The organism is Streptomyces luteoverticillatus, assembly GCF_003970715.1.
Taxonomy (GTDB): domain Bacteria; phylum Actinomycetota; class Actinomycetes; order Streptomycetales; family Streptomycetaceae; genus Streptomyces; species Streptomyces abikoensis.
Genome location: NZ_CP034587.1, coordinates 5,174,247 through 5,200,876, shown reverse-complemented (window position 1 = coordinate 5,200,876; position 26,630 = coordinate 5,174,247). Strand labels below are relative to the sequence as shown.

At 71.4% G+C, this 26,630-nt stretch carries 22 protein-coding genes and 6 tRNA genes; 11 read left to right on the top strand and 17 right to left on the bottom strand.

What is annotated here, in order from left to right:
• Positions 1-65: 65 nt before the first annotated feature.
• Complete coding sequence (gene leuD / locus EKH77_RS23305; RefSeq protein WP_126916267.1) at positions 66-659, bottom strand: 3-isopropylmalate dehydratase small subunit; 594 nt, start codon at positions 657-659, stop codon at positions 66-68.
• A 3-nt stretch (positions 660-662) separates the two neighbouring features.
• Entirely contained in the window at positions 663-2,099 is a 1,437-nt protein-coding gene (gene leuC / locus EKH77_RS23300; protein ID WP_126916266.1) for a 3-isopropylmalate dehydratase large subunit, read from the bottom strand.
• A gap of 98 nt (positions 2,100-2,197) precedes the next feature.
• Between leuC and ndgR the strand changes: the two genes are divergently transcribed.
• Positions 2,198-2,926 (top strand): IclR family transcriptional regulator NdgR, encoded by a 729-nt coding sequence (ndgR, locus tag EKH77_RS23295; RefSeq protein ID WP_126916265.1) that lies wholly within the window; start codon positions 2,198-2,200, stop codon positions 2,924-2,926.
• A 186-nt stretch (positions 2,927-3,112) separates the two neighbouring features.
• On the opposite strand, the gene EKH77_RS23290 is transcribed toward ndgR, so the two are convergent.
• The 11 genes from EKH77_RS23290 to EKH77_RS23240 form a co-directional block, all read right to left on the bottom strand.
• Complete coding sequence (locus EKH77_RS23290; protein WP_126916264.1) at positions 3,113-4,081, bottom strand: MEDS domain-containing protein; 969 nt, start codon at positions 4,079-4,081, stop codon at positions 3,113-3,115.
• Entirely contained in the window at positions 4,068-4,904 is an 837-nt protein-coding gene (locus EKH77_RS23285) for an MEDS domain-containing protein (RefSeq protein WP_126916263.1), read from the bottom strand. Before EKH77_RS23285 ends, EKH77_RS23290 begins: the two co-directional genes overlap by 14 nt.
• Positions 4,905-4,994: 90 nt before the next feature.
• Positions 4,995-5,067 (bottom strand) — tRNA-Glu (locus EKH77_RS23280).
• 16 nt (positions 5,068-5,083) lie between these two features.
• Positions 5,084-5,155: transfer RNA gene (locus EKH77_RS23275), tRNA-Gln, on the bottom strand.
• 16 nt (positions 5,156-5,171) lie between these two features.
• Positions 5,172-5,244, bottom strand: a tRNA-Glu gene (locus tag EKH77_RS23270).
• A 40-nt stretch (positions 5,245-5,284) separates the two neighbouring features.
• Positions 5,285-5,357: transfer RNA gene (locus tag EKH77_RS23265), tRNA-Glu, on the bottom strand.
• 40 nt (positions 5,358-5,397) lie between these two features.
• Positions 5,398-5,470: transfer RNA gene (locus tag EKH77_RS23260), tRNA-Glu, on the bottom strand.
• Positions 5,471-5,558: 88 nt separating this feature from the next.
• A tRNA-Gln gene (locus EKH77_RS23255) sits at positions 5,559-5,633 on the bottom strand.
• Between the two features lie 222 nt (positions 5,634-5,855).
• The gene (gltX, locus tag EKH77_RS23250) at positions 5,856-7,328 is read right to left on the bottom strand and encodes a glutamate--tRNA ligase (protein WP_126916262.1); all 1,473 of its coding nucleotides are present in this window, start codon (positions 7,326-7,328) and stop codon (positions 5,856-5,858) included.
• Positions 7,321-8,103, bottom strand: coding sequence for a fumarylacetoacetate hydrolase family protein (locus EKH77_RS23245; protein ID WP_126916261.1), 783 nt, complete (start codon positions 8,101-8,103; stop codon positions 7,321-7,323). Before EKH77_RS23245 ends, gltX begins: the two co-directional genes overlap by 8 nt.
• A 115-nt stretch (positions 8,104-8,218) precedes the next feature.
• Positions 8,219-8,422 carry a hypothetical protein gene (locus EKH77_RS23240; RefSeq protein WP_126916260.1) on the bottom strand — a complete coding sequence of 68 codons (204 nt, stop codon included), beginning with the start codon at positions 8,420-8,422 and terminating at the stop codon, positions 8,219-8,221.
• 497 nt (positions 8,423-8,919) lie between these two features.
• Between EKH77_RS23240 and EKH77_RS23235 the strand changes: the two genes are divergently transcribed.
• From EKH77_RS23235 to EKH77_RS23200, 8 genes are all read left to right on the top strand, one after another.
• On the top strand, positions 8,920-12,354 hold the full coding sequence (locus EKH77_RS23235) for a sensor histidine kinase (protein ID WP_126916259.1): 3,435 nt from the start codon (positions 8,920-8,922) through the stop codon (positions 12,352-12,354).
• Positions 12,355-12,363: 9 nt separating this feature from the next.
• Positions 12,364-12,777: a roadblock/LC7 domain-containing protein gene (locus EKH77_RS23230; protein ID WP_126918237.1), complete on the top strand. Its 414-nt coding sequence runs from the start codon at positions 12,364-12,366 to the stop codon at positions 12,775-12,777.
• A gap of 103 nt (positions 12,778-12,880) precedes the next feature.
• Entirely contained in the window at positions 12,881-13,288 is a 408-nt protein-coding gene (locus EKH77_RS23225; protein ID WP_126916258.1) for a DUF742 domain-containing protein, read from the top strand.
• Positions 13,269-13,850 (top strand): GTP-binding protein, encoded by a 582-nt coding sequence (locus EKH77_RS23220; RefSeq protein WP_126916257.1) that lies wholly within the window; start codon positions 13,269-13,271, stop codon positions 13,848-13,850. The genes EKH77_RS23225 and EKH77_RS23220 overlap by 20 nt, the downstream gene beginning before the upstream one ends.
• Positions 13,851-14,179: 329 nt before the next feature.
• Positions 14,180-17,299, top strand: coding sequence for a nitrate- and nitrite sensing domain-containing protein (locus EKH77_RS23215; protein ID WP_430981005.1), 3,120 nt, complete (start codon positions 14,180-14,182; stop codon positions 17,297-17,299).
• 10 nt (positions 17,300-17,309) lie between these two features.
• Positions 17,310-17,723: a roadblock/LC7 domain-containing protein gene (locus EKH77_RS23210; protein WP_126918236.1), complete on the top strand. Its 414-nt coding sequence runs from the start codon at positions 17,310-17,312 to the stop codon at positions 17,721-17,723.
• 84 nt (positions 17,724-17,807) lie between these two features.
• Positions 17,808-18,338 (top strand): DUF742 domain-containing protein, encoded by a 531-nt coding sequence (locus tag EKH77_RS23205; RefSeq protein ID WP_126916255.1) that lies wholly within the window; start codon positions 17,808-17,810, stop codon positions 18,336-18,338.
• On the top strand, positions 18,319-18,900 hold the full coding sequence (locus EKH77_RS23200) for a GTP-binding protein (protein ID WP_099201035.1): 582 nt from the start codon (positions 18,319-18,321) through the stop codon (positions 18,898-18,900). Before EKH77_RS23205 ends, EKH77_RS23200 begins: the two co-directional genes overlap by 20 nt.
• Positions 18,901-19,036: 136 nt before the next feature.
• On the opposite strand, the gene EKH77_RS23195 is transcribed toward EKH77_RS23200, so the two are convergent.
• The 3 genes from EKH77_RS23195 to EKH77_RS23185 form a co-directional block, all read right to left on the bottom strand.
• Positions 19,037-19,234 (bottom strand): acyl-CoA carboxylase subunit epsilon, encoded by a 198-nt coding sequence (locus tag EKH77_RS23195; protein ID WP_126916254.1) that lies wholly within the window; start codon positions 19,232-19,234, stop codon positions 19,037-19,039.
• Between the two features lie 34 nt (positions 19,235-19,268).
• Positions 19,269-20,852, bottom strand: a complete 1,584-nt coding sequence (locus EKH77_RS23190) for an acyl-CoA carboxylase subunit beta (protein WP_126916253.1) — start codon at positions 20,850-20,852, stop codon at positions 19,269-19,271.
• A 171-nt stretch (positions 20,853-21,023) separates the two neighbouring features.
• Positions 21,024-23,495 (bottom strand): polysaccharide lyase 8 family protein, encoded by a 2,472-nt coding sequence (locus EKH77_RS23185; protein ID WP_430981004.1) that lies wholly within the window; start codon positions 23,493-23,495, stop codon positions 21,024-21,026.
• A gap of 150 nt (positions 23,496-23,645) precedes the next feature.
• On the opposite strand from EKH77_RS23185, the gene EKH77_RS23180 reads away from it, so the two are divergent.
• Positions 23,646-24,284 (top strand): YceI family protein, encoded by a 639-nt coding sequence (locus EKH77_RS23180; RefSeq protein ID WP_126916251.1) that lies wholly within the window; start codon positions 23,646-23,648, stop codon positions 24,282-24,284.
• A gap of 39 nt (positions 24,285-24,323) precedes the next feature.
• Here the strand turns inward: EKH77_RS23180 and EKH77_RS23175 are convergent, their stop codons facing one another.
• Complete coding sequence (locus EKH77_RS23175) at positions 24,324-25,850, bottom strand: FAD-dependent monooxygenase (protein ID WP_126916250.1); 1,527 nt, start codon at positions 25,848-25,850, stop codon at positions 24,324-24,326.
• An 82-nt stretch (positions 25,851-25,932) separates the two neighbouring features.
• Between EKH77_RS23175 and EKH77_RS23170 the strand changes: the two genes are divergently transcribed.
• Complete coding sequence (locus tag EKH77_RS23170; protein ID WP_126916249.1) at positions 25,933-26,580, top strand: TetR/AcrR family transcriptional regulator; 648 nt, start codon at positions 25,933-25,935, stop codon at positions 26,578-26,580.
• The last annotated feature ends 50 nt before the right edge of the window (positions 26,581-26,630 follow it).

Here is a 26,630-nt window from a genome sequence, read left to right as displayed (position 1 = left end):
GAGCAGCGGAAATCCGGGGTCCGCGAAGGCCGTCCGACACTGGGCCAAACGAGCCGGAATCGGTCTCAGATTCTTGCCGTGGAGGGCTTGAACGAGGGCCTGCGGGCCTCGTAAGCGGTGATGTCCGCCGCGTTCCGGAGGGTCAGATCGATGTCGTCCAGTCCCTCCAGCAGCCGCCACCGGGCGTTCTCGTCAAGGTCGAAACCGGCCGTCAGTCCGCCGGCCCGCACCTCGCGCGCCACCAGGTCGACGGTCACCTCGACGGCGGGGTCGTTCTCGGTCAGCTCCCACAGGGCCGCCACGGTCTCCTGCGGCAGAACGACGGTGAGCAGTCCGTTCTTGAGCGAGTTGCCGCGGAAGATGTCGGCGAAGCGGGACGACACGACGGTTTTGAAACCGTAGTTCTGGAGCGCCCAGACGGCGTGTTCGCGGGACGAGCCGGTGCCGAAGTCGGGGCCCGCGATCAGCACGGAGGCGCCCGCCCGCTCGGGGCGGTTCAGGACGAACTCCGGGTCCTTGCGCCACGCCTCGAAGAGCCCGTCCTCGAAACCGTCGCGGGTCACCTTCTTCAGCCAGTGCGCGGGGATGATCTGGTCGGTGTCGACGTTGCTCCGGCGCAGCGGGACGGCCCGGCCGGTGTGGGTGGTGAACGCTTCCATCGGTCAGACCTCCACGGGGGTTCGTACGTCGGTGGCGAGGCCGGGCAGGTCGCCCGGGGCGGCGAGGTGACCCAGGACGGCGGTGGCGGCGGCCACCTGCGGCGAGACGAGGTGGGTGCGTCCGCCCTTGCCCTGCCTGCCCTCGAAGTTGCGGTTGGACGTGGACGCGGAGCGCTCGCCCGGCGCGAGTTGGTCGGGGTTCATTCCCAGGCACATGGAGCAGCCCGCGTGCCGCCATTCGGCGCCGGCCGCGGTGAACACCTTGTCCAGCCCTTCCTCGACCGCCTGGAGGGCCACCCGGACGGAGCCGGGGACCACCAGCATGCGCACGCCGTCGGCGACCTCCCGGCCCTCGATGACCGACGCGGCGGCGCGCAGGTCCTCGATGCGGCCGTTGGTGCAGGAGCCCACGAAGACGGTGTCGACGCGGATGTCGCGCAGCGCCTGACCCGGCGTCAAGTCCATGTATTCCAGCGCCTTTTCGGCGGCGAACCGCTCGGACGGGTCGGAGTACGAGGCGGGGTCGGGGACCGTCGAGGAGAGCGCCGCGCCCTGGCCCGGGTTGGTGCCCCAGGTGACGAACGGGGCGAGCTCGGCGGCGTCGACGACCACCTCGTGGTCGAAGACCGCGTCGTCGTCGGTGCGCAGGGTGCGCCAGTAGGCGACGGCCGCGTCCCAGTCCTCGCCGCGGGGCGCGTGGGGGCGGTCCTTGAGGTAGGCGAAGGTGGTCTCGTCGGGGGCGATCATGCCCGCCCGGGCGCCCGCCTCGATGGACATGTTGCACACGGTCATCCGGGCCTCCATCGAGAGCTTCTCGATGGCGGAGCCGCGGTACTCGATGACGTAGCCCTGGCCGCCGCCCGTGCCGATCCTGGCGATGACGGCGAGGATCAGGTCCTTGGCGGTGACGCCCTCGGGCAGTTCGCCCTCGACCGTGACGGCCATCGTCCTGAACGGCGCGAGCGGCAGGGTCTGGGTGGCCAGGACGTGCTCGACCTGGCTGGTGCCGATGCCGAACGCGAGCGCGCCGAAGGCGCCGTGGGTGGAGGTGTGGCTGTCGCCGCAGACGACGGTCGTACCGGGCTGGGTCAGCCCCAGCTGCGGTCCCACCACGTGGACGACGCCCTGCTCGATGTCGCCCAGCGGATGGAGGCGCACCCCGAACTCGGCGCAGTTGCGGCGCAGGGTCTCCAGCTGGGTGCGGGAGACCGGGTCGGCGATGGGTTTGTCGATGTCGAGGGTGGGGGTGTTGTGGTCCTCGGTGGCGATGGTGAGGTCGAGCCTACGGACCGGTCGTCCCGCCTTCCGGAGGCCGTCGAAGGCCTGCGGGCTGGTCACCTCGTGGAGCAGGTGCAGATCGATGAAGAGGAGGTCGGGCTCGCCTTCGGCGCGCGTCACGACATGGTCGTCCCAGACCTTCTCCGCGAGTGTCCGTCCCATCGCTCTCTCCTGTGGGGTGGGGTGCTGTCCGTCCAGGGTGGCGCGTCCCGGGAAAATATGAACTTGCGTTTCATAGTGTGAGACGCGAGTATCGTTGCATGGACAACAGTAGTGGCGGCTCTAGCGGTGTGGGCGTTCTCGACAAGGCGGCTCTGGTTCTGAGCGCTCTGGAGTCCGGTCCGGCGACCCTCGCCGGGCTGGTCACGGCGACCGGTCTCGCGCGTCCGACGGCGCACCGGCTCGCGGTGGCTCTGGAGCACCACCGGATGGTGGCGCGCGACATGCAGGGCCGGTTCATCCTCGGCCCCCGGCTGAGCGAGCTCGCGGCCGCGGCGGGCGAGGACCGCCTGCTGGCCACGGCGGGCCCGGTCCTCACTCACCTGCGCGATGTCACGGGCGAGAGCGCGCAGCTCTACCGGCGCCAGGGCGACATGCGGATCTGTGTGGCCGCGGCGGAGAGACTGTCCGGATTGCGGGACACGGTGCCCGTGGGCTCCACGCTGCCGATGAAGGCCGGCTCGGCGGCCCAGGTCCTCATGGCCTGGGAGGAGCCGGAGCGGCTGCACCGCGGCCTCCAGGGCGCCCGCTTCACGGCGACGGCCCTCTCGGGCGTCCGGCGGCGGGGCTGGGCCCAGTCGATCGGCGAGCGCGAGCCGGGTGTGGCGTCGGTCTCGGCGCCGGTGCGGGGGCCTTCGAACCGGGTCGTCGCCGCCGTCTCGGTCTCCGGACCGATCGAGCGCCTCACCCGCCACCCGGGCCGGATGCACGCCCAGGCCGTCCTGGACGCCGCGATCCGCCTCACGGAGGCACTGCGGCGCAACGGCTGAGCTTCCCGGGGGCTCCGCCCCCGGACCCCGGTCCTCAAACGCCGGACGGGCTGACTTTGTCAGCCCGTCCGGCGTTTGAGGACACCGCGCGGAGCGCGGTCCGGGGGTGCGAGGGGGCGCAGCCCCGCTCGGAAACTGGGGGCACCTCCCAGCGGTAGCTGGGGGAGAAAGGGCGGGACCGGGGCTTCACCAGCGCTCCGCGTCGCGCGGGCCCGCGACCCGCAGGGTGAGCCTCGCCAGCGAGCCCGTCTGGCGGACGTCCAGTGATTCGGCGAGCATCCGCGCCAGCCACAGCCCGTCCTCCGGATGCGGTTCCGCCCCCGGCGGCCGGAAGCCCGCGAAGGCGGGCAGCGGCCGCACCGGCGCGCCCAGCAGCTCGTACACGAGCACCCCCGGCTCCTCCCACGCCCGCACCGCCACCCGGGGCGCGGGCCCCGAGGCCAGCAGACAGCCCGCCGCCTCGCACACGCCCAGCACCGCCAGCCCCAGCCGCTCCCCCCGCAGCCCGCCCGCTCCCGCCCGTTCCCGCGCGAAGGAGCGGATCTCCGCGATCCGCGCGGTGGGCCCCGCCCGGGCCGCCCCCGGCGGCGCGGGAAGGCGCGGCGGCGGTACGGCTGCCGCGTACGCCGCCGGGTCCGTGAACTCGGCGCAGGGCGTCACCAGGCGCCCGTCCACCCGCGCCGGGTGGGTGGCCCGGGCCGCGTGGGCCGCGTCGCCGGGCACGGTCCTGGTGTCGTACGGGCAGATCATCCGGGCGGGCAGCCCGGCCAGCAGCACGTTGAGCCCGGATTCCATCCGCTTCCACTCGGCGATCTGGCGCGCGGACTTCCCGCCCCACACGGGTTCGGCCAGGATCCGCAGGCGCCGCCCGGGGCGGGAGCGGCGGTCGTGGTAGCGCAGGAACGCGGCCACCCGTTCCACGGGCCGGCGCCCGAAATACGCCGTCTCGGCCGTGTCCAGCTCCCCCGCCCGCTCCCCCAGCGCCCGCCGCAGCAGCTCGATGTTGGCGGGCGTCGTGGCGGCGAGGACGGGCTCCCCCGCCGCCAGCCCGTCGAGGGCGAAGGGCACCGCCGTCGCCAGGAACTCCTCGTCCGTGCCGTACAGGCACGCCTGGTGGACGAAGCCCCCACCGGTGCCCGGGTCAGTCCAGGCCATGCCCGGCCCCCAGCCGGAGGCCGGGGGTGCGGTCCCAGCCGACGAGCGTGATGACCTGCCGCAGGTGCGGCCGCAGCCCGGTGAGCTCCACCGTGCGGTGGCGCGCGGCCCGGGCCCGGGCGAAGGTCATCAGCAGCCGCAGCCCGCCCAGGTCGAGGAACTCCACCCGGGACATCTCCAGGCTGACGTCGCCCCGGACCGCCGCCACGGACCGCAGGGCGTCCCGCAGACAGCGATGGGCCCCCTCGTCGACCAGGCCCTCCAGCCGCAGCCCCTGCGGCCGGTAGGTGCGGGCGACGACCAGCTCGGGGGTGCGCACCAGTGGATCGGCCTCGACGCTCCCGGCGTGGGCGGAGGCGAGGGCGGCGAGGGCGGCGGGTTCGCAGCGGCGGATGTCGTACTGGCAGACGGCCAGGGCCCGGCCCGCGCTGAACTCCTCGGCCAGCAGCGCCTCGTACCGCAGCAGCCGGCGGACGTCCCCGTAGTCGTGGACGGCGGCGCACAGGTCCCCGGCGACCCGCAGGGCGCGATAGCCCTCCCGGCGGGAGCGCTCGGCGGCGCCGCGCAGCCTCCGCAGCAGGGCGGCGGGCTCCAACGGGCCCCGGCCGGAGAGGATTTCCCCGAGCCGGACGACCTCGACCCGGCCCGCCGGGACGCAGGGCATGCCCAGGGGGTCCTCCTCGGCACCGCTCAGGTAGAGGATCTTGTCCTCGGCGTCCAGGCCCCCTCGGACGAAGTCCCGCAGAAACCAGGCCCGCTCCTCGTCCGATCCGAAGAGCAGGCACGCGTGGTCACCGGGCCGCAGATCACCGACGTGGACCATGCGGGGATTATCCCGCCGCCCGGCGAGGGGCGGAAGGACGCGCGAAAAACGCCCCCCGCCGAAGCGGAGGGCGTTTCTTGTGTTTCGCTGTACCCCCGACCGGATTCGAACCGGCGCTACCGCCTTGAGAGGGCGGCGTGCTAGGCCGCTACACAACGGGGGCTTGCTTTGTTACTGCGCTGGGGTACCAGGACTCGAACCTAGACTAAATGAACCAGAATCACTCGTGCTGCCAATTACACCATACCCCATGGTGGTTTTACCCAGTACCCCCGACCGGATTCGAACCGGCGCTACCGCCTTGAGAGGGCGGCGTGCTAGGCCGCTACACAACGGGGGCCCTAGCGACTCCTGACCGGGTTTCCCCCTTCAGGAATCAGTACCCCCGACCGGATTCGAACCGGCGCTACCGCCTTGAGAGGGCGGCGTGCTAGGCCGCTACACAACGGGGGCCCTAGCGACTCCTGACCGGGATTGCCCTTTCAGGAATCAGTACCCCCGACCGGATTCGAACCGGCGCTACCGCCTTGAGAGGGCGGCGTGCTAGGCCGCTACACAACGGGGGCAAGCACTGCGCTTCTACTTTTTTCACTCGCGCCCCACTTTATCAGTGGTTTTGACGAGAGAATTTCGAAGAAGAATTCTCAGAATTCTTGGCTGGGGTACCAGGACTCGAACCTAGACTAAGGGAACCAGAAACCCTCGTGCTGCCAATTACACCATACCCCACCGTAACTCCACCCCCCGGAAGGGGTCTTGTCCGGCTCGCGCCGTCCGCTCCGGCCTCTCGGCCCTCTCGGGCGGCGCAGGAAGAACATTACCCGAAGGTGGACTGGGGTCCAAAATCGATAAGCCGCCTGGTGCCCGTGCGGCCGTACGCACCCCGTACGCGAGGGGCCCGGCAGCCTTCGGCGAAGGCTGCCGGGCCCCTCGCGGCAGGGCGGGCGGGCGTCAGCCGGCCAGCTTCGCCAGGGCGGCGTCGACGCGGGCCAGCGTGCGCTCGCGGCCCAGGATCTCCAGGGACTCGAAGAGCGGGAGGCCGACCGTGCGGCCCGTGACGGCCACGCGGACGGGCGCCTGGGCCTTGCCGAGCTTCAGGCCGTGCTCCTCGCCCGCCGCGACGACGGCGGCCTTGAGGGCGTCGGCGTTCCACTCGGCCTCGGCGAGCTTCTCGCGGGCCGTGCGCAGCAGGGCGTCCGAGCCCTCCTTCATGGCCTTGGTCCAGGACGCCTCGTCCTCGACGGGCTCGTCCAGGAAGAGGAAGTCGACGTTGGCCGTGATGTCGGAGAGGACGGTCAGCCGGGTCTGGGCGTGGGGGGCGATGGCCTCCCACGCGGCCCGGTCGAAGTTCTCGGGGGCCCAGTTGGCGTGCGGGGCGTTCAGCCAGGGCTCGCAGGCCTCGGCGAACGTCTTCACGTCCAGGCGGCGGATGTGGTCGGCGTTGATCGCCTCGGCCTTCTTGAGGTCGAAGCGGGCCGGGTTGGCGTTGACGTCCTTGATGTCGAACGCCGCCACCATCTCGTCCATCGAGAAGAGGTCCTGGTCGGCGGAGAGGGACCAGCCGAGCAGCGAGAGGTAGTTGAGCAGGCCGTCGCGGAGGAAGCCGCGCTCCCGGTAGAGGTTGAGGGAGGCCTGCGGGTCGCGCTTGGAGAGCTTCTTGTTGCCCTCGCCCATGACGTAGGGCAGGTGGCCGAACTGCGGGATCGTCTTGGCGACGCCCAGCTCGATCAGCGCCTTGTAGAGGGCGATCTGGCGCGGGGTGGAGGACAGCAGGTCCTCGCCGCGCAGCACGTGGGTGATCTCCATCAGCGCGTCGTCGACGGGGTTGACGAGCGTGTAGAGCGGGGCGCCGTTGGCACGGACGATGCCGTAGTCGGTGACGTTCTCCGCCTGGACGGTGATCTCGCCGCGGACCAGGTCCGTGAAGGTGGTGGCCTCGTCCGGCATGCGGAAGCGGACGATGTGGCTGCGGCCCTCGCGCTCGTACGCGGCCTTCTGCTCGTCGGTCAGCGTGCGGCACTGGCCGTCGTAGCCGGAGGGCTTGCCTGCGGCGCGGGCGGCCTCGCGGCGGGCGTCCAGCTCCTCGGTGGTGCAGTAGCAGGGGTAGGCGTAGCCCGCGTCCAGCAGCTTCCGCGCGACGTCCTGGTAGATGTCCATGCGCTGCGACTGGCGGTACGGCGCGTGGGGGCCGCCCACCTCGGGGCCCTCGTCCCAGTCGAGGCCCAGCCAGCGCATGGCGTCCAGCAGCTGCTGGTACGACTCCTCGGAGTCGCGCGCCGCGTCGGTGTCCTCGATGCGGAAGACGAGGGTGCCGCCGTGGTGGCGGGCGAACGCCCAGTTGAAGAGGGCGGTGCGGACCAGGCCCACGTGGGGGTTGCCGGTCGGCGAGGGACAGAAACGTACGCGGACGTTCGCGTTAGCCACGCTTGATCACCTTGTTGGTGAGAGTGCCGATGCCTTCGATGGTGACGGCGACCTCGTCGCCGACGTTGAGCGGTCCGACTCCGGCCGGGGTGCCCGTGAGGACGACGTCGCCGGGGAGCAGCGTCATCGCCTCGGTGATGTGGACGATCAGGTCCTCGATGGAGCGGACCATGTCGCTCGTCCGGCCCAGCTGGCGCTGCTGGCCGTTGACCGTGCACATGATCCCGAGGTCGCTCGGGTCCAGCTCGGTCTCGACCCAGGGGCCCAGCGGGCAGGAGGTGTCGAAGCCCTTGGCCCGGGCCCACTGCTTCTCGCGCTCCTGGACGTCGCGCGCGGTGACGTCGTTGGCGCAGGTGTAGCCGAGGATGACGTCCTTGACGCGCTCGCGCGGGACCTCCCGGCACATGCGGCCGATGACGACGGCCAGCTCGGCCTCGTGGTGGAGGGCGCTGGAGAAGGAGGGGTAGGCGATGGCGTCGCCGGGGCCGATGACGGCGGTCGAGGGCTTGAAGAAGGTCAGCGGCGCCTCGGGCACCTCATTGCCCAGCTCCGCGGCGTGCTCGGCGTAGTTGCGGCCGACGGCGACGACCTTGTTCGGCAGCACGGGCGGCAGCAGCCGCACCTTGCTCAGCGGGATCTTCTGCCCGGAGCGCTCGAATTCCGCGAAGGGGTGCCCCTTGATGATGTCGAGAACAGGGCCGCCTTCAGTGGAGGCGTCCCCCTCGACGACGCCGAAAGCGACGGTCCCGTCGATTGAGAACCTGGCGATGCGCACGGGAGGCTTCTTCCCCTTGTCGTGATGGGCCGGAGTCTGACGCCCCAGGCTATCGCGGGGGGCGTGCGCGACCCGTGCGCCGCCGTGGCCCGGCGGGGTCAGCCGCCGGACGGGGTCACTCCGCGGGGACGGCCGCCACGGGCGCGGTCATCAGGACCGTGCGGCGCGGGTTGGCGGTGGCCGCGGGGAGTTCCAGGGCGTGCTCGCGGCGGTCGGCCTCGGCGACGCGCAGCGTCTCGGCGTCCTTCAGGTGCGCGAGCGTCGTGCGACGGGGGTTGGCGGTCTTCAGGGACGGACGAGCCGACGGTGCGGTCTTCACTTGGGGGCCTCGCGTTATCGATCTCTGGGGCGTTGACTGGACGTTTTCGCCGCCTGTGCAAAGGACCAGGCTACGGCGCGCCTATCCCCAGCCGCTGGCGGGAGAAGTCATGAGTTCCTTGTGAGTTTGCTCACGAACAGACCGACAAATGCGTCATATCAGGCAGCGGTTTCGCCTCCACGAAACGGACATTGCCGGGCTGAACCTGACGTTCCGCTCTTGATCATGGCGACTGGGACAGTCGGGGCCCTCCGAGGTCAGCCGCATGACCCATGACAATAAGTCCGACATAAAGGGCGCGAACTTCTACGGTCCGTCACCGCTCCCCTCACCCTGGGTCACGGAGGATGCCGGCACCCCCACCGGCCTTGTTGGGAGATCCGGCACTGTGCTGGAATTCCGGGGACCGCCAGGGGGGCACCGCGGTCCCCCCACGACTCGACACCGTCCCTCCGCTTCAAACCGGTGGGGCGCCTGGTCCAGAGGTTGCGACGCTAGTGCAGGGACGTTTCAAGAGGGATGGCAGCGCTGCGGCGGAGCAGGAGCCGCGCGGTGCGACCGACCGCGGCACGCCCGCCGGCCCGCCGGTCGACACGGCGAACGGCGGCGATGCCGCCGAACAGCCGAAGAAGAGTGGTCCCACGGGGCCGGGCTCGCGAATAGCCCTGCGCAACTGGCGAATCAGCACCCGTCTGATCTCGCTGCTGGCCCTCCCCGTCGTCGCGGCCACCACACTGGGTGCCCTGCGTATCGACGACGCCCTCATCAACGTCGACCAGCTCGACCACATGAAGCTCCTCACGGAGATGACGGGCAAGGCGACCCAGCTCGCCGACGCCCTCCAGGAGGAGCGCGACCGGTCGGCGGGCCCGATCATCACCAACAACGCCAAGGACGACCAGATCGTCGCGACGCGGGTGAAGGCCGACCGGGCCATCGAGGCGTTCAAGGGCACGACCCAGAAGGTCAAGCCGAACGACCCGACGATGACCGGTGTCCGGACCACCCTTGTCGACATCAGCAAGCAGCTCGACAAGATCAAGACCATTCGCGGCAACGCGTACCAGGACGCGTCCATCTCGCAGACGGTCAACAGCTACAACGCGCTGATCACCTCGCTGCTGTCGCTGTCCCAGGACATGGCCCAGGCCACCAGCAACAGCGACATGATCACCTCGACCCGTGCGCTGGCGTCGTTCTCCTCCGCCAAGGAGTACGCCTCCATGCAGCGGGCGGTCCTCAGCGCCGCGCTCGCCAACCCCAAGGGCGCGGGCCTGTCGGCCAACGACCACCTCTACGGCAAGCAGGCCCTGGACAACGAGGAAGAGTCCCTGCGCCGCTTCACCGCCATCCGCGCCGGTGACTCCGCCAGCCTGCTGAAGGCCCTCAACGGTGGCGACACCAACGTCACCTCGGCCAACACGTTCGCCGTGCGCGCCTTCGGCAACAACGCCGACGCGCTGAAGAACGAGAAGACCAGTTACCGCGACTGGTACGACCAGGACAGCGTCAAGCTCGAAGAGATGGCGAAGATCGAGCAGACGCTGCTGTCCGAGATGGACCAGAAGGCCCTGGAGCTTCGTGACGAGGCCAACCAGGAAGCCATCCTCAACGGTGCCCTCATCGTCCTCGTTCTGGGCATCTCGCTCGTCGGCGCCTTCGTCGTGGCCCGGTCCATGGTGCGGTCGCTGCGGCGACTGCAGGACACCGCCCAGAAGGTCGCCCAGGAGCGACTGCCCGAGCTCGTCAAGCAGCTGTCCGAGACCGACCCGCAGGACGTCGACACGTCCGTCGAGTCCGTCGGTGTGCACAGCCGGGACGAGATCGGCCAGGTGGCCAAGGCCTTCGACCACGTGCACCAGGAAGCCGTCCGCCTCGCCGCCGAGCAGGCCCTGCTCCGTGGCAACGTCAACGCGATGTTCACCAACCTCTCGCGCCGCAGCCAGGGCCTCATCCAGCGTCAGCTGTCCCTGATCTCCGAGCTCGAGAGCCGCGAGGCCGACCCGGACCAGCTCTCCTCGCTGTTCCGCCTGGACCACCTCGCGACCCGTATGCGCCGTAACGGTGAGAACCTCCTCGTCCTCGCGGGTGAGGAGCCCGGCCGACGGTGGACCCGGCCCGTGCCGCTCGTCGACGTCCTCCGCGCCGCCGCGTCCGAGGTGGAGCAGTACGAGCGCATCGAGCTCAGCGGCGTCCCGCCGACCGAGGTCGCCGGCCGCGTCGTCAACGACCTCGTCCACCTCCTCGCCGAGCTGCTGGAGAACGCGACGTCGTTCTCCTCCCCGCAGACCAAGGTCAAGGTCACCGGTCACGCCCTGCCCGACGGCCGGGTGCTGGTCGAGATCCACGACACCGGCATCGGCCTCTCGCCCGAGGACCTCGCGGCGATCAACGAGCGGCTGGCCTCCCCGCCCACCGTGGACGTCTCCGTCTCCCGGCGCATGGGTCTGTTCGTGGTCGGCCGCCTGTCCCTGCGACACGGCATCCGCATCCAGCTCCGCCCGTCCGACTCCGGCGGCACCACCGCGCTCGTCATGCTCCCGGTCGACGTGGCCCAGGGCCACAAGCAGCCGGCCCCCGGCACCCCGGGCGCGCCCGGTGGCGCCCCGGCCGCGGGCGCGGGCCAGCAGCGCCGTCCGGTGCCGCCGCCCGGCGGCGGTCCGCGGCCGGCGATCGTGCCGCGCGGCAACGGCGGTCCCGGTGGTCCCGGCGGCGGTGCCGCCGCGGGCAGCCTCTTCGACACCTCTCCGCGCACCGGCGTCCCCGGCCCCGACGGCCGCCCCGCGCTGCCGCCGCGCGGCAACGGCGGTCCCGCCGTGCCGCCGCCGGCCGCCGGCGGGCGTCCGCAGCTGCCGGCCCGTGGCGCCGGTGCCCCCGGTGACGCCGCGCGGCAGACGCCGGGCTGGAGCTCCGAGCAGCCCCCGGCCGCCGGCCAGGGCGCTCCGGCGGGCCCGAAGAACGGTCTGTCGGGCCTGACCCGCAAGGGCAAGCCGAAGAAGGGCCCGGTCGACGACTGGCCGATGTCCTCCGACGGCGCGCCGCGCGCCGGTCAGGAGACCCCGCGCGGTCACGAGGACGTCGAGGCCACGGGCGGGTTCCCCGTGCCGGCCCCGAACGCCCCGCGTCCCGGCGGCGGCCCCGGCGACACCTCGCAGTTCCCGCCGGTTTCCGCGACGGACACGTCTCGTGGCGGCCGTCCGGGCGGCGACGCGCGGCCGCAGGCCGGCGGCCCGGGTGACACCTCGCAGTTCGCCGCGCTCGACCCCTCGGGCCGGCCGCAGTCCGCCACGGGCCAGTTCGCGCTCCCGGGCGCCGACGCCCCGGGCAGCACGAGCGGCGAGTACGACCGTCCCGCCCCGGACGCCCTGGCGACCGGCGGCACCGGCCAGTTCGAGCAGCTGACCACCGGCGACAGCCGGAACGGCACCACGGGCCAGTTCGCGCAGCCGGTCGACGAGGACCCGCTGACCAGCACGACCGGTCAGTTCGAGCTGCCGGCCGGTGGACCGTCCCCGCTCTTCGAGGAGCTGGAGTCGAACTGGTTCCGCGGCGAGACCCCGGCTGCGGGCGTGCCCGTCCAGCCGGCCGACTCCGAGCGGCCGCAGGCCGACCGGGGCGACGGAGCCTCCCAGGGCGCCTGGGACTCCCCCAACGACGAGCGCTGGCGCCGGGCCGAAGCGGTCCGCGAGCCGGCGGCGGGCGGGATCACCACCTCGGGGCTGCCGCGGCGGGTGCCGCGCGCCAACCTCGTCGAGGGCACCGCCGAGCAGCAGTCCCCTTCGACGACCGGTCCGCAGGTCTCGCGCGCGCCCGACGACGTGCGCGGCCGGCTGACCAATCTCCGCCGGGGCATCCAGCAGGGACGTCAGGCCGGCAACGGCCCGGCCACCGGCAGTACCAATGTTGGCCCCACTTACCAGCAGGAGCGTTAGTTGAGTCCGATGAGCCAGGCGGCGCAGAATCTGAACTGGTTGATCACCAACTTCGTGGGCAACACCCCGGGGGTGTCCCACACGGTGGTGGTCTCCGCCGATGGACTCCTTCTGGCGATGTCGGAAGGCTTCCCGCGCGACCGTGCCGACCAGTTGGCGGCGGTGGCCTCCGGCCTGACCTCGCTGACGGCCGGTGCCTCCCGCATCTTCGAGGGCGGCCCGGTCAACCAGACCGTGGTGGAGATGGAGCGGGGATTCCTCTTCATCATGTCGGTCTCCGACGGCTCCGCCCTGGCGGTGCTGGCACACCCGGAGTGCGACATCGGCCTCGTGGGCTACGAGATGGCCCTCCTGGTGGACCGGGCGGGCAATGTGCTCACCCCCGAGCTCCGGTCCGAGCTCCAGGGAAGCCTGCTGAACTGACCACCGCACACCGCGATTTCCGTCCGACCGTACGGCCGAAAACCCCCCACCGGCCGCCACACGACGGCATCATTGCCATCCTGCTGTCCCGTCCGGAGGATTCATGACCCCGCCCGTCTCGCCCGGCCCGTACGGTGCTTCACACCACGCGCCGTACGGGGAAGAAGAAGACGACCAGCCGCTGATCCGCCCGTACGCCATGACGGGAGGCCGGACCCGGCCGCGCTACCAGCTCGCCATCGAGGCGCTGGTCAGCTCCACGGCCGACCCGGCGCACCTCGGTGGGCTGCTCCCCGAGCACCAGCGGATCTGCCACCTGTGCCGCGAGGTGAAGTCGGTCGCGGAGGTCTCCGCGCTGCTGAACATGCCGCTCGGTGTGGCCCGCATCCTGGTGGCGGACCTGGCGGAGGCCGGCATGGTGGCGATCCACCAGCCGGGCGGCGGGGAGTCCGGCGGTACGCCGGATGTGACACTGCTCGAAAGGGTTCTCAGTGGACTTCGGAAGCTCTAGCGGAGGCGTCGGCCGCTCCACCACGTCCGCGAAGATCGTGGTGGCGGGCGGCTTCGGCGTCGGCAAGACCACGTTCGTCGGAGCGGTCTCGGAGATCAGTCCGCTGCGCACCGAAGCCGTGATGACGTCCGCTTCTGCGGGGATCGACGACCTGAGCCACGTCCAGGACAAGACCACGACCACCGTGGCGATGGATTTCGGTCGAATCACCCTCGATGACGACCTGATCCTGTATCTGTTCGGTACGCCGGGTCAGGACCGTTTCTGGTTCATGTGGGACGACCTGGTGCGCGGCGCCATCGGCGCCATCGTCCTGGTCGACACCCGCCGGCTCGCCGACTGCTTCCCCGCGGTCGACTACTTCGAGAACAGCGGCCTGCCCTTCGTCATCGCCCTCAACGGCTTCGACGGACAGCAGCCCTACGGTCCCGAGGACGTTCGCGAGGCTCTGCAGATCGGCCCGGACACGCCGATCATCACGACCGACGCGCGCCACCGGCACGAGGCGAAGAGCGCTCTGATCACGCTCGTGGAACACGCGCTGATGGCCCGGCTGAAATAGCGCCGCCTTCGGCAGCGGTTGTGACGGTGCGTAAGTTGTGGCATTGACCACGCGCGCACTTCGGAGTTCATAACGTTTCGACAGAGAATCGGCCGGACGCGACCACTCGTCGCGTCCGGCCGATCGCGCTCCGCGCACGGCCCGCCCGCCATTTGGCGTGGCTCGGCCTTAATGCCCGTTTTATGTCGGGCAAATCGCGGCCTTCACGGGCTCTGTCCGTTGTTTGGATTGCACCTGTCCAACGTGCTGGAATTCCCGGACTGAGCAGTCACGGCTCAGCAGATGAACGGCACAGCATCAGGTGCCGACGCCGAGAGGTTGTTGGTCGAGTGAGGCGAAGAAAGACGGGCGCCGCGCAGCAGACGCGGGACGCGCGGGGCAACTTCACCCCGCCGTCGCGCACAGCGGTGCCGCCTTCCGACATGCCCGATTCCCCCGCCGCGCCCCAGGGTGGCGGCAGCAGATTCTCGCCCCGCAACTGGCGTGTGCCGGTCCGCCTGAACGCGATCCTCCTGATCCCGGTCCTCGTGGCCCTGGTGTTCGGCGGGCTCGATGTGAAGAGCCGGGTCGACACCTGGAGCGAGGCGGCGGACGCGGCGAACACCGCCCGTCTGGTGCGGGCCGCGGCCACCTACGCGCACGCCGTCATCGACGAGCGCGACATCAGCGCCAAGCCGCTGCTCGCCGGTGAGACCGACGACGCGAGCGTCAAGAAGGCCCGGGCCGCGACGGACGAGGCGCGCGGCGAATTCGACGCGGCCGTCAAGAAGATGCCGGACACCCCGAGCCTCAAGCGCCGTCTGAAGGCCGTGCGGGACGCCGAGCCGACGCTGCCCAAGCTGCGTTCGGCCGCGTACACGCCCGCCCTGGAGGGCGCGAAGACCGAGGACGGCTACGGCGCCATCCAGCGTCCCCTCATGGCCTTCACCAATGAGCTGGGCCTGGGCACCGGCAACGTCACCTCGTACGGCCGCATGGTCTACGCGGTGTCCCTGGCGAAGGCCGCCGAGTCGCTCCAGCGCTCCATCGGCGCCCACCTGCTGATCAAGCCCGGTGACGCCGCCAACCAGAAGACCCTCCAGACGGCCTTCTCCTCCTACAACTTCCTCGAGTACATCGCCCGCGGCGAGTACGAGCAGGGCGGTACGGACGACGACATCAAGCGCCTCCAGGCCGCCCTGTCCACCGAGGCCCAGGTGGAGGAGCAGGACAAGATGGCCGCCGCCATCATGTCCGGCGCCACCCCGGCCCAGCTGAAGGCCAAGGGCATCACGCCCGACGCCTGGCTCCAGGCCTCCACCGCGAAGTTCGGCGCGTACCGCACGGTCGAGGAACACCAGATCGACAAGGCCGTGGACGAGGCCGAGAGCGTCGCCTCCCAGGCCACGCAGGACGCGATCGTCAACTCCTCGATCATGGTCCTCGCGCTGCTGATCGCGTTCTTCGTCGCCGGCCGGATGGCCCGCTCGATGAGCCGCAGCATGCGCAGGCTCCGCACCGCCGCCTTCGACGTGGCCGAGCAGCGCCTGCCGGCGCTGGTCGACCAGCTCTCGCGGACCGAGCCCGGTCAGGTCGACACCCGCGTCGAGCCGATCCCGATCACCACCCGTGACGAGATCGGCGAGGTCGCCCGCGCCTTCGACCAGGTCCACCGCGAGGCCGTGCGGCTCGCCGCCGAGCAGGCGGGTCTGCGGGGCAACGTCAACGCGATCTTCACCAACCTCTCGCGCCGCAACCAGAAGCTGATCGAGGGCCAGCTGGACCTCATCACCGACCTGGAGAACAACGAGGCCGACCCGGACCAGCTGGAGAACCTCTTCCGCCTGGACCACCTGGCCACCCGTATGCGCCGCAACGGCGAGAACCTCCTCATCCTCGCGGGCGAGGAGCCGGGCCGCCGCTGGGACCAGCCGATCCCGCTGGTGGACGTCCTCCGGGCCGCCACCTCCGAGGTGGAGGCGTACGAGCGCATCGAGCTCAGCGGCCTGCCCGAGGCCGAGATCCACGGCCGGGCCGTCACCGACCTCGTGCACCTGCTCGCGGAGCTGCTGGAGAACGCGACCGCGTTCTCCTCCCCGCACACCAAGGTGCGCGTCACCGCCACCCGTCTCCCCGACGGCCGGGTCATGGTCGAGATCCACGACAAGGGCATCGGCCTCACCGCCGAGGACTTCGCGGACATCAACCACCGGCTGGCCAACCCGCCGACCGTCGACGTCGCGATCGCCCAGCGCATGGGCCTGTTCGTGGTCGGCCGCCTGGCGACGCGCCACGACATCCGGGTCCAGCTGCGCCCCTCGGGCGAGCAGGCGGGCACCACCTCGCTGGTGATGCTGCCGGACGCCATCACCCACGGTGGCGGTGGCGAGGACCAGGCCGAGGACGACTTCACGGTCTCCCCGATGGTCGCCGAGCAGCCGGCCCCGCAGCCGATGCAGCAGGCGCCGATGGGCCACGCCCCGACCGCGGCCGAGCTCGGCTTCGACGACTCCCGCTACGAGACGCGCCCCGACGCCGCCGGTTCCGGTGCGATGGACCCGGTGGGCCGCTCGCTGATGCGCGACCAGCGCCGCGCGGCGCTGGGGCAGAACGGCGAGAACCGTCCGCTCTTCCGCGACGAGGTCCCGCAGCAGCAGGGCTTCGAGCAGCCGGACCCGTTCGGGCAGCCCAACGCCTTCCAGCAGCCGCACGCGCAGCCGCAGGAGCCGATATCCGTGGAGCCCCAGGCTCCGCAGCGGTTCGACGGTACGGGCTACCCGGAATCCGGCTACGCGGACCCGGCGGTACCGGACCAGCGGACCTACGGCGACGCGTACGCCCCCGGTCACCAAGGACAGTGGACCGAACCAGGTCCGTACCAGCATGAGTACGGACAGGGTTACGCAGCGGAACCGGAATCCCAGCCGTCCGCTGACACGGCCCAGCCGGAGCGCGTAGAGTTCGACCGTCCGGGCCCCGCCTCGAGCGGCTCCCCCTCGCTGACCGGGTCCGGTCTGCCGCGCCGCGACAAGCGGTGGCAGCAGGACGGGACGGGCGAGGAGGCCACGAGGGACGGCGGAGAACCGGAGCAGTACCGGCAGGAGGTCCCACCGCGAACCGCGGAGGGTGACAACCCCGACTGGAAGTCGGCGAACGACGAGCGCTGGCAGCGTGCCGGGCAGCTCCGGGAGCCGAAGGCCGGCGGCGTGACCCCCTCCGGTCTCCCCCGCCGGGTGCCCAAGGCCAATCTGGTCGAGGGCAAGGCGGAACAGACCGCGCAGACGGGCCCGCAGGTGTCCCGCGCCCCGGAGGACGTCCGCGGCAGGTTGGCCAACCTCCGCCGGGGCATCCAGCAGGGACGCGAGCACGGAGCGGACTCCTCGGAGCATCCGGCGGGTCCCGCGCATCAGCAGCATCAGCAACACGACCAGGGCTTCGGCCCCGGCGGCACCTACGATCAGGAGCGTTAGTGTGAGCCCGATGAGCCAGGCGGCGCAGAACCTGAACTGGTTGATCACCAGTTTCGTGGACAACACCCCAGGGGTGTCCCACACCGTCGTGGTCTCCGCCGACGGACTCCTTCTGGCGATGTCCGAAGGCTTCCCGCGGGACCGCGCCGACCAGCTGGCGGCGGTCGCCTCCGGCCTGACCTCGCTGACCGCCGGTGCCTCCCGCATCTTCGAGGGCGGCCCGGTCAACCAGACCGTGGTGGAGATGGAGCGCGGCTTCCTCTTCATCATGTCCGTCTCCGACGGCTCCGCCCTCGCGGTGCTGGCACACCCGGAGTGCGACATCGGCCTCGTGGGCTACGAGATGGCCCTCCTGGTGGACCGGGCGGGCAATGTGCTCACCCCCGAGCTCCGGTCCGAACTCCAGGGAAGCCTTCTCAACTAATCAAGAGGCAGTGCGTTTCGCGCCACCGCGCCGTAGGGTGCGGTGGCGCGACCGGCAGCAGACAGGCAAGTTGGAGGAGGAAACGTGGCAACGCCCCCCGGCGGTTACCCGTATGGCGGTGACCAGCAGGCTCAACCCCCGTTGAACCGCTTCGACTTCCCCTCCTCGCCAAGCCACCACGCCATGCCGGAGCAGCAGCGCGCCCCGCACGTACCGCCTCCGTCCCAAGCGCAGCACCGGCGCGCGTCGTCGTCCTCCTCGGGCGGCGGCAAGCACAACCCGCTGGTCCGTCCCTACGCGATGACCGGCGGCCGGACCCGGCCGCGGTACCAGCTCGCCATCGAGGCGCTGGTGCACACCACGGCCCAGCCGTCCCAGCTCCAGGGGCAGTTGCCGGAACACCAGCGCATCTGCCATCTGTGCCGTGAGATCAAGTCGGTCGCCGAGATCTCGGCACTTCTTTCCATTCCGCTCGGCGTCGCCCGAATCCTCGTCGCCGATCTGGCCGAGGCCGGACTCGTCGCCATTCATCAGCCCGGCGGCGATGCGTCCGCCGGCGGTCAGCCTGACGTGACACTGCTCGAAAGGGTGCTCAGTGGACTTCGGAACCTCTAGCGGCGAGGCAGCCCGCTCCACCACCTCCGCGAAGATCGTCGTCGCGGGTGGCTTCGGCGTGGGCAAGACCACGTTCGTCGGCGCGGTCTCGGAGATCAACCCGCTGCGCACCGAAGCCGTGATGACCTCCGCCTCGGCGGGCATCGACGATCTGACCCACGCGCCGGACAAGACCACGACCACCGTGGCCATGGACTTCGGCCGTATCACCCTGGACCAGGACCTGATCCTCTACCTCTTCGGTACGCCGGGTCAGGACCGCTTCTGGTTCATGTGGGACGACCTGGTCCGCGGCGCCATCGGCGCCGTCGTCCTGGTCGACACCCGCCGGCTCGCCGACTGCTTCCCCGCGGTCGACTACTTCGAGAACAGCGGCCTGCCCTTCGTCATCGCCCTCAACGGCTTCGACGGGCACCAGCCGTACACGCCGGAGGAGGTCCGTGAGGCCCTCCAGATCGGCCCGGACGCGCCGATCATCACCACGGACGCCCGGCACCGCAACGAGGCGAAGAGCGCCCTCATCACGCTCGTCGAGCACGCGCTGATGGCGCGGCTCCGCTAGTTCGGATGCGAAGAGGTCCCCGCACTCCTCCAGGGAGTGCGGGGACCTCTTCGCGTTCAGGGCTGCCCCTGTGAAACCGCGAAGGGCCCCTCACCGGTCGGTGAGGGGCCCTCGTCGCGTTGTGGCGCGTTCTTCGTCAGCCCTGCCAGCTGTGCGGCGCCCGGAAGCCGGAGCTGCGCTCCAGGCGGCGCCAGGGGGCCGTGGTGCGGCGGGGACGGACGGGGGCGGCGGTGTTGTTGCCGGCGGCGGCGCGGGCGAGGAGGACGGCGGTGACGGCCGCCAGTTCCTCGGCGTCGGCCGTGCCCTTCTCGACGCGTACGAGCGTGTCGTTCATGCGAAGTCTCCGATTGCCTGAAGTACGGGACGTCTTACTGGGGCGGGTTGCCGTGCTTGCGCGCCGGCAGGTCCGCGTGCTTGTTCGCGAGCATCGCCAGCGACCGGATCAGCACCGACCGGGTCTCGACGGGGTCGATCACGTCGTCGACCAGGCCGCGCTCGGCCGCGTAGTACGGGTGCATGAGCTCGGCCTTGTACTCCTTGACCATGCGCGAGCGCATGGCCTCGGGGTCGTCCGCCTCCGCGATCTGCTTGCGGAAGATGACGTTGGCCGCGCCCTCGGCGCCCATGACCGCGATCTCGTTGGTGGGCCAGGCGTAGGTGAGGTCCGCGCCGATCGACTGCGAGTCCATCACGATGTACGCACCGCCGTAGGCCTTGCGCAGGATCACCGAGATCCTGGGCACGGTGGCGTTGCAGTAGGCGTACAGCAGCTTCGCACCGTGCCGGATGATCCCACCGTGCTCCTGGTCCACGCCCGGGAGGAAACCGGGTACGTCCAAAAGAGTGATGATCGGGATGTTGAAGGCATCGCACATCTGGATGAATCGTGCGGCCTTCTCCGACGCCTCGATGTCGAGGACGCCCGCGAGGGACTGCGGCTGGTTGGCGACGATGCCGACGACCCGGCCGTCCAGCCGGGACAGGGCGCAGATGATGTTGGTGGCCCAGCGCTCGTGGATCTCCAGGTACTCGCCGTCGTCGACGATCTCCTCGATGACCTTGCGCATGTCGTACGGGCGGTTGCCGTCGGCGGGGACCAGGTCCAGCAGGGCCTCGCCGAGCCGGTCGGCGGGGTCCTCGCTCTCCACGCGGGGCGGGTTCTCCCGGTTGTTCTGCGGGAGGAGCGAGAGGAGGTAGCGGACCTCCTCCAGGCAGGTCTCCTCGTCGTCGTAGGCGAAGTGGGCCACGCCGGAGGTCTCGGCGTGGACGTCCGCGCCGCCGAGGCCGTTCTGGGAGATCTCCTCGCCGGTGACCGCGCGCACGACGTCGGGGCCGGTGATGAACATCTGGGAGGTGTCGCGGACCATGAAGACGAAGTCCGTGAGCGCCGGGGAGTAGGCGGCGCCGCCCGCGCAGGGGCCGAGCATCACGCTTATCTGCGGGATGACGCCCGAGGCCTTGGTGTTGCGCTGGAAGATGCCGCCGTAGCCGGCCAGCGCCGAGACGCCCTCCTGGATACGGGCGCCGGCGCCGTCGTTCAGGGAGACCAGCGGGGCACCGGCCGCGATGGCCTTGTCCATGATCTTGTGGATCTTGGTGGCGTGGGCCTCGCCCAGCGCGCCGCCGAAGATCCGGAAGTCGTGCGCGTAGACGAACACCGTCCGCCCGTGCACGGTTCCCCACCCGGTGATCACACCATCGGTGTACGGGCGCTTGGCCTCCAGCCCGAATCCGCTGGCGCGGTGCCGCCGCAGCGGCTCCACCTCGGTGAAGGAGCCCTCGTCGAGGAGAAGTTCAATGCGCTCGCGAGCGGTCAGCTTTCCCTTGGCCTTCTGCGCCTGGGTCGCCCGCTCGCTCGGACCTCGCCGGACCTGCTCGCGGATGGCGTGCAGCTCGGCGACGCGCCCACGGACGTCACTCGCCTCTACGGGCGCACCTTCGAGATTGCTCATGGAAAGACGGTACGTGGCGGGCCGCCCGGAACATCATGTCGGTTCCACACAACGTCGCGCGTGTTTTCGTGGGCAGGCGGCACAGAACCGCGCAGGGGTCTTATCAGCCCCCAGGGCGCTGGGGCGGGTCCCACGCTGTGAACACTCCACAAATGTGGCCCGGCGCCGCGGTCATCCGTGTGTCTTGACCAGCGATCTCGGCGTGGGCCGGGGTGCGGCGCGGAGGGCCAGCCGGCAGCCGTGCGGGGCGCAGGCGGTGCCCGGCCGGATCCTCAGCCGCACCAGGGATCCCGTTTCCAGCACCTCCACGGCGGGGTCATGGGATGTGACGTTCCTCACAGGGTAATGCCATATGAGCTCGATGGGATCGCCGGTGCGCAGGGGGCCCGCGATGTGGAGGGTCGCGGTGGAGCCGTTGTGGCGCAGGAGTACGGAGGCGGGGGTGTCGGTGGTGAGGGGGCCGGCGGTGCCGGGGGCCCAGAAGTTGGCGGCGGTCAGGCCGAGGGAGGGGACGTGGACGGCCTGGACGTCCGCGGTGTTGGCGAGGACGGTGAGCCAGCCGGGGTCGGCGGCGCGGTCGGCGAGGGCGCGGGGGCCGGCGCCGGGCATCAGGAGGTGGACGTGGCAGGCGTCCTCGGGGTCGATGCCGTGGGGGTGCAGGAGGGTGAGATAGCGCCGGGTGAGGGGGGTGGGCGAGCCGTCGGCGTTGATGTCGCGCCAGGCTCCGGTGCGGGCCTCGCGCAGGGCGGTGAGCGGGGCGCCACCGGGGAAGACGTAGCCGCCGTGCCCGGCGAGGTGGGCCCAGTGGACGCGGTCGAAGGACTCGGTCCAGCCGTCGTGGGCGGGCCGGCGCTCGCCGTCCACGGTGAGGGCGGGGGTGCCGGTGGCGCCGAGGTTGCGGTTGTCGACGACGGTCTCGACGTCGGTGCCGTCCCGGGCGGTGATCCCGGCACCGAGGCAGATGACGGCGTCGTCCGCGCAGAACCAGGACTTGCGGGCCTCCAGGGTGGAGCCGAGCCCTTTGAGGTGCTGTCCGACGGCCGCGTACTCCCCGTCGGTGACGCCGCCGACCCAGCGCGCCGCCGGTCTGGGGGCGCCCCAGCCGCCGCCCTGGTTGTCGGCGAGGGGGACGGCGGAGACGGTGGTGCCGGGCAGCCGGTAGGGGTCGACGGTGGGCCAGAAGGCGTCGGTGTACTGGTCCCCGGTGTTCTGGTCACCCGTGTTCTGGTCACCGCTGTGGCCGGCGGCCCACCAGGTGAGCATTCCGGCGCCGGTGTGCCAGCCGCGCGGGTTCTCGCCGTTGCCGTTCTCGTAGTGGGTGACGCGGTCGGAGGCCATGGCGATGGCGGCGGCCCAGCCGGGGCGGCGGTGGACGGCCCGGTCCATGGCGGGGAAGAGCCGGTGGCCCACGGGCTCGGGGGCGGCGGGCGCGGGCCCGGCGGCGATCGCGGCGAGCCGGGCGAGGTCGGCGACGCCGAACTGGGGGTCGGTGAGCACGAGGCTGGTGGTGTCCCGGGCGATCCAGCCCTTGACCATGCCGTGCCAGCGCTCCCGCTCGGCCGGGCTCGCGCCCGCCGCGAGCAGGGAGATGGCGGCCATGAGGACGTGGCCGCGCTGGTGGTCGCTCTGGACGGGCCCGTCCGGCTCGGCCGCCCGGACGCCCCTGCTGATGGCGCGGCCGGAGACGCAGTCCATCACCAGCCCGTTGTGGATCAGCGGCGCGAAGGCGTTCTCCACGCTGTCGTGAATGATCCGCCGGTTGGGGTCGGTGACCTCCCAGCGCGAGCCGCGCAGCAGGGCGAAGAGCCGGCCGAGCCCGTCGAGCAGCACGCAGCCATAGGTGCCGGAGTAGGCCACCCAGCTGTGCTGGATGAACGATCCGTCGGCGTAGAGCCCGTCGCCCTTGAGGACGTGGGGGAAGACCGGGGAGAGGGCGTCGCGGGCGAGGGCGACCTTGGCGGCGTCCTCGCCCAGGACGCCGCGCAGGGCCACGACCCGGCACAGGTCGACGCGGTTGGCGCCGGTGCTGGTGCCCGTGTAGGGGCCGATCGCCGAGTCGGGGACGAAGTGGTCGACGGCGGCCAGCAGCCGGGCGCGCCGCTCCGGGCCCACCGCGTCGTGGAGGAGGGCGGCCGTGTCCAGCAGCAGCCGGGGGCTGCCGATCTGCCACTCCCACCAGTTCCCGTAGCGGACGGCCCCGGGGTGGTAGACGCGCTCGTGGAGGTGGTCGAGCCCGGCGAGGACGTCGGCGGCGAGGCTCGGGTCCCCGGTCAGGCCCGTGCCGGGCTGGGCGTGGGCCTGGGCCATGGTGAACAGCCGGGCGCAGCTGCGGGTGATCCCGGCGGGCGGGTCGAAGGGCGCGTCCGGCCAGAGCGAGCCGGCGGCGGGGCGCATGCTCGCGCGATGGGCGCGGGCCTGGTCCCCGGTGCGGCGCAGGACGCCGGCGTAGGGCTCGGCGGCGGGGTCGAAGCCGGTGCCGAGCGTGAGCTCGCGCCAGCGGCGGCGCGGCCCGGCGAAGTCGCCCTCCGGGCCGGCGAGGGCGGCTCCGGGCAGCGCGGCGCCCAGCCCGAGGGCGCCGAGGGCGGAGGCGGCGAGGAAGCCGCGGCGGGTCCATGCGGGGGTGGACGACGGCACGGCGCACACGGTGGCACGGGGGCGCGCGGGGCGCAATGACGCCTGCCGCGGGCTTCCGACCGGAATCCCCCTCCCGGAATGATTGAACGTTGAACCAGATTGCGCTATCGTCAATCTCGTTGAAGGTTAAACAACCTCTCTCGACCCCCAGGAGCAGTCATGGGCCTCTTCACCCGCAAGCGGGACACCGCCGTCGTCCCCGCCACCGCCGCCACCGCCACCGCCGTCCTCGACACGGACCCGGCCCTCGCCGCGCTGACCGGCGACTACACCATCGACCCGGCCCACAGCAGCATCGGCTTCACCGTGCGCCACGCGATGGTCACCAACGTCAAGGGCTCCTTCACCCAGCACGAGGGCACCCTCCGCCTCGACGGCTCCGACCCCGCCCGTTCCACCGCCGCCATCGACGTCAGGATCGACAGCGTCGACACCGGCATCAAGGACCGCGACGCCCACCTGCTGAGCGGCGACTTCTTCGACGCCGAGGCGTTCCCCCTGATGACCTTCCGCTCCACCGCCGCCGAGCGCGTGGGCGGCGACCGCTACCGCCTCACCGGCGACCTCACCATCAAGGACGTCACCCGACCCCTCGCCATCGACCTGGAGTTCAACGGCTCGGCCACGGACGTCTACGGCAACGAGCGCGTCGGCTTCGAGGGGAGCGCCGAGATCCTGCGCTCCGAGTGGGGCCTGACCTGGAACGCGGCCCTGGAGGCCGGCGGCGTGATGGTCAGCGACAAGGTGAAGCTCACCTTCGACATCTCCGCCGTGAAGTCCGCCGCCGCGCGGGCCTGACCCCCGCCCCGGCCCTCGTGACCCCGGCTCTTGTGCGGATCAGCGACCGAGGCGCGCCAGCCGGTCCATGACCTCGGCGCCTCGGTCCGCCGCCACGCTCAGGGCTATGTGGTTGTCGGGTCGTACGAGCACGAGCCCGTCGCCCTCGATCCCGTACGCCCGCCGGACGTGCCCCTCGTGGTCGTCGACACGCAGCACGGTCAGCATCCCGTCGTACCTCTCCCCCGCCTCCGCGAGGACCTCCGCCAGAGCCTTCGCGCTCGTCGGCCCGACGCCGAGGAGGGTGAAGCGCGGCCCGGCGAAGACCTCGAAGAGCCGTATCTCCTTGCCGGTCACGACGTCCCGGCAGGGCGCGTCGGGTGCCCGCTCCCCCGCCTTGGGGCCGCCCCACGCCAGCGAGCTCCAGCCGTAGCCGACGCCCAGCGTGGTGACGTCGTCGGTGACCACCGCCTCGGTGCCGACGCCCGCCTCCCGGACGCCCTCCAGGACCGCGCGCAGCCGCTCGTTGGTGAGGTCGAGCGTCCACGCCGCGACCGGCAGCCGCTCCTCCTCGTAGGTGTCCAGCAGCCCCGGACCGGCCAGCCCGCGCACCACGAAGGCCAGTTTCCAGCCCAGGTTGAAGGCGTCCTGGATGCCGGTGTTCATCCCCAGGCCGCCGGCGATCGAGTGGACGTGGGCCGCGTCCCCGGCGAGGAGGACCCGCCCGACGCGGAAGCGGTCGGCCATCCGGACGTTGACGCGGTATATGGAGAACCAGGTGGGGTCGGTCAGCCGCACGTCCGGTATCCGGGCGCACCGCTCGAAGAGCCGCTGGAAGGACTCCAGCGACGGCGGCAGCGGCCGCCCGTCGGCGTCGCGCTCGGGCGAGCCCTGCAACTGCCAGTGCGCGCTGCCCGGGAAGGGGCAGAGCATGAGGGCCGCGTCCTCGTCGAACCACTGGTGCCAGTAGGCCGGGTCGAGCCCGTCGGCCCGGACGTCGCCGACCACCATGCTCTCCTCGGCCTCGGTCTCCCCCTCGAAGGCCACGCCCAGCGCCTTGCGCACGGGGCTGTGGCCACCGTCGCAGCCCACGAGATAGGACGCCGTGATCCGCCGGCCATCGGCGAGCGTCGCCACGACGCCGCCCGCGTCCTGGGTGAACCCGGCCAGCTCACAGCCCAGTTCCACCTGGACGCCGTGGTCGGCGAGCCGCTCGCGGAGGATCTCCTCCGTGCGCCACTGGGGGATGAGCAGGCCGCTGGCGTACGGGGTGTCGGGGGTCGGGGACCGGTCGGCGAAGGCGACATGATCCGCCACGGCGACGCCGTCGCGGTATTTGCGCAGGGTGATGTGCTCGATGCCGGACGCCGCCGCCCGCTCCCCCACCCCGAGGTCGTCGAAGAGCTCACGGCTGCGCTGGTTGAGGCCCTTGCCGCGCGAGCTCCGGTGGAACTCCGGCGACTTGTCGATGACGCGGACGGCCGCGCCGGTGCGGGCGAGCGAGCAGGCGAGGGTCAGGCCGGTGGGGCCCGCGCCCACGATCAGGACATCGGTCGGTACGTCTGTCGGTGCCTCTGTCGAAGTCATGTGTCCATGAAAGACCCGGCCCGACAAAAATGCAACCGAGTAACAAAAGATTCCGAGTAACGTCACCTGCTAGAGTGACCCCGTGACCGATGAGACGGGACTGCGGGAACGGAAGAAGCAGCGCACGCGCCAGGCGCTGTCCGACACGGCCATCGAGCTGTTCCTGAAGCACGGCTTCGACCAGGTGTCCGTCGCTGACGTCGCGGCGGCCGTCGAGGTGTCCAAGCCGACGCTCTTCCGCTACTTCCCGGCCAAGGAGGATCTGGCGCTGCATCGCATCGCCGACCACCAGGGCGAGGCGGCGCGCGTCGTCGCCGGCAGGGCGGCCGGCCAGTCCCCGCTGGGCGCGCTCCGCGCGCACTACCACGCGCGTCTGGACGCCCACGATCCCGTCACGGGCCTCAACGACCACCCGGTCGTACGGGCGTTCAACGACATGCTCTACGGGACGCCGAGCCTGCTCGCCCGTCTCGTCCGCTACGCCGAGCGGGATGAGGAGTTGCTGGCCGGGGCGCTGCTGGAGACGGGCGGTGGCGACGCCCCCGGCGACGCGTTGACCGCCGGGCTCGCGGCGGCGCAGATCATCACCGTGCATCACCGGCTGGCGCAGGAGAATTGGCGGAAGTTGGCGTCGGGGCGGGTGATCGGCGATGCGCTGGTCGAAGCGCATGCGGATGCGGATCGGGCGTTCGACCTGCTGGGGGCGGGGCTGGGGGTCTCTTTCCCCTGACCCGCCCCTTCCCGAACCGGGGCTCCGCCCCGGACCCCGCTCCTCAAACG

What these genes read in the sequence shown, in the direction of transcription:
- leuD (WP_126916267.1), bottom strand. Translation starts at nt 659, where the DNA reads ATGGAAGCGTTCACCACCCACACCGGCCGGGCCGTCCCGCTGCGCCGG.
- leuC (WP_126916266.1), bottom strand. Translation starts at nt 2,099, where the DNA reads ATGGGACGGACACTCGCGGAGAAGGTCTGGGACGACCATGTCGTGACG.
- ndgR (WP_126916265.1), top strand. Translation starts at nt 2,198, where the DNA reads ATGGACAACAGTAGTGGCGGCTCTAGCGGTGTGGGCGTTCTCGACAAG.
- EKH77_RS23290 (WP_126916264.1), bottom strand. Translation starts at nt 4,081, where the DNA reads ATGGCCTGGACTGACCCGGGCACCGGTGGGGGCTTCGTCCACCAGGCG.
- EKH77_RS23285 (WP_126916263.1), bottom strand. Translation starts at nt 4,904, where the DNA reads ATGGTCCACGTCGGTGATCTGCGGCCCGGTGACCACGCGTGCCTGCTC.
- EKH77_RS23230 (WP_126918237.1), top strand. Translation starts at nt 12,364, where the DNA reads ATGAGCCAGGCGGCGCAGAATCTGAACTGGTTGATCACCAACTTCGTG.
- EKH77_RS23225 (WP_126916258.1), top strand. Translation starts at nt 12,881, where the DNA reads ATGACCCCGCCCGTCTCGCCCGGCCCGTACGGTGCTTCACACCACGCG.
- EKH77_RS23210 (WP_126918236.1), top strand. Translation starts at nt 17,310, where the DNA reads ATGAGCCAGGCGGCGCAGAACCTGAACTGGTTGATCACCAGTTTCGTG.
- EKH77_RS23195 (WP_126916254.1), bottom strand. Translation starts at nt 19,234, where the DNA reads ATGAACGACACGCTCGTACGCGTCGAGAAGGGCACGGCCGACGCCGAG.
- EKH77_RS23190 (WP_126916253.1), bottom strand. Translation starts at nt 20,852, where the DNA reads ATGAGCAATCTCGAAGGTGCGCCCGTAGAGGCGAGTGACGTCCGTGGG.
- EKH77_RS23180 (WP_126916251.1), top strand. Translation starts at nt 23,646, where the DNA reads ATGGGCCTCTTCACCCGCAAGCGGGACACCGCCGTCGTCCCCGCCACC.
- EKH77_RS23175 (WP_126916250.1), bottom strand. Translation starts at nt 25,850, where the DNA reads ATGACTTCGACAGAGGCACCGACAGACGTACCGACCGATGTCCTGATC.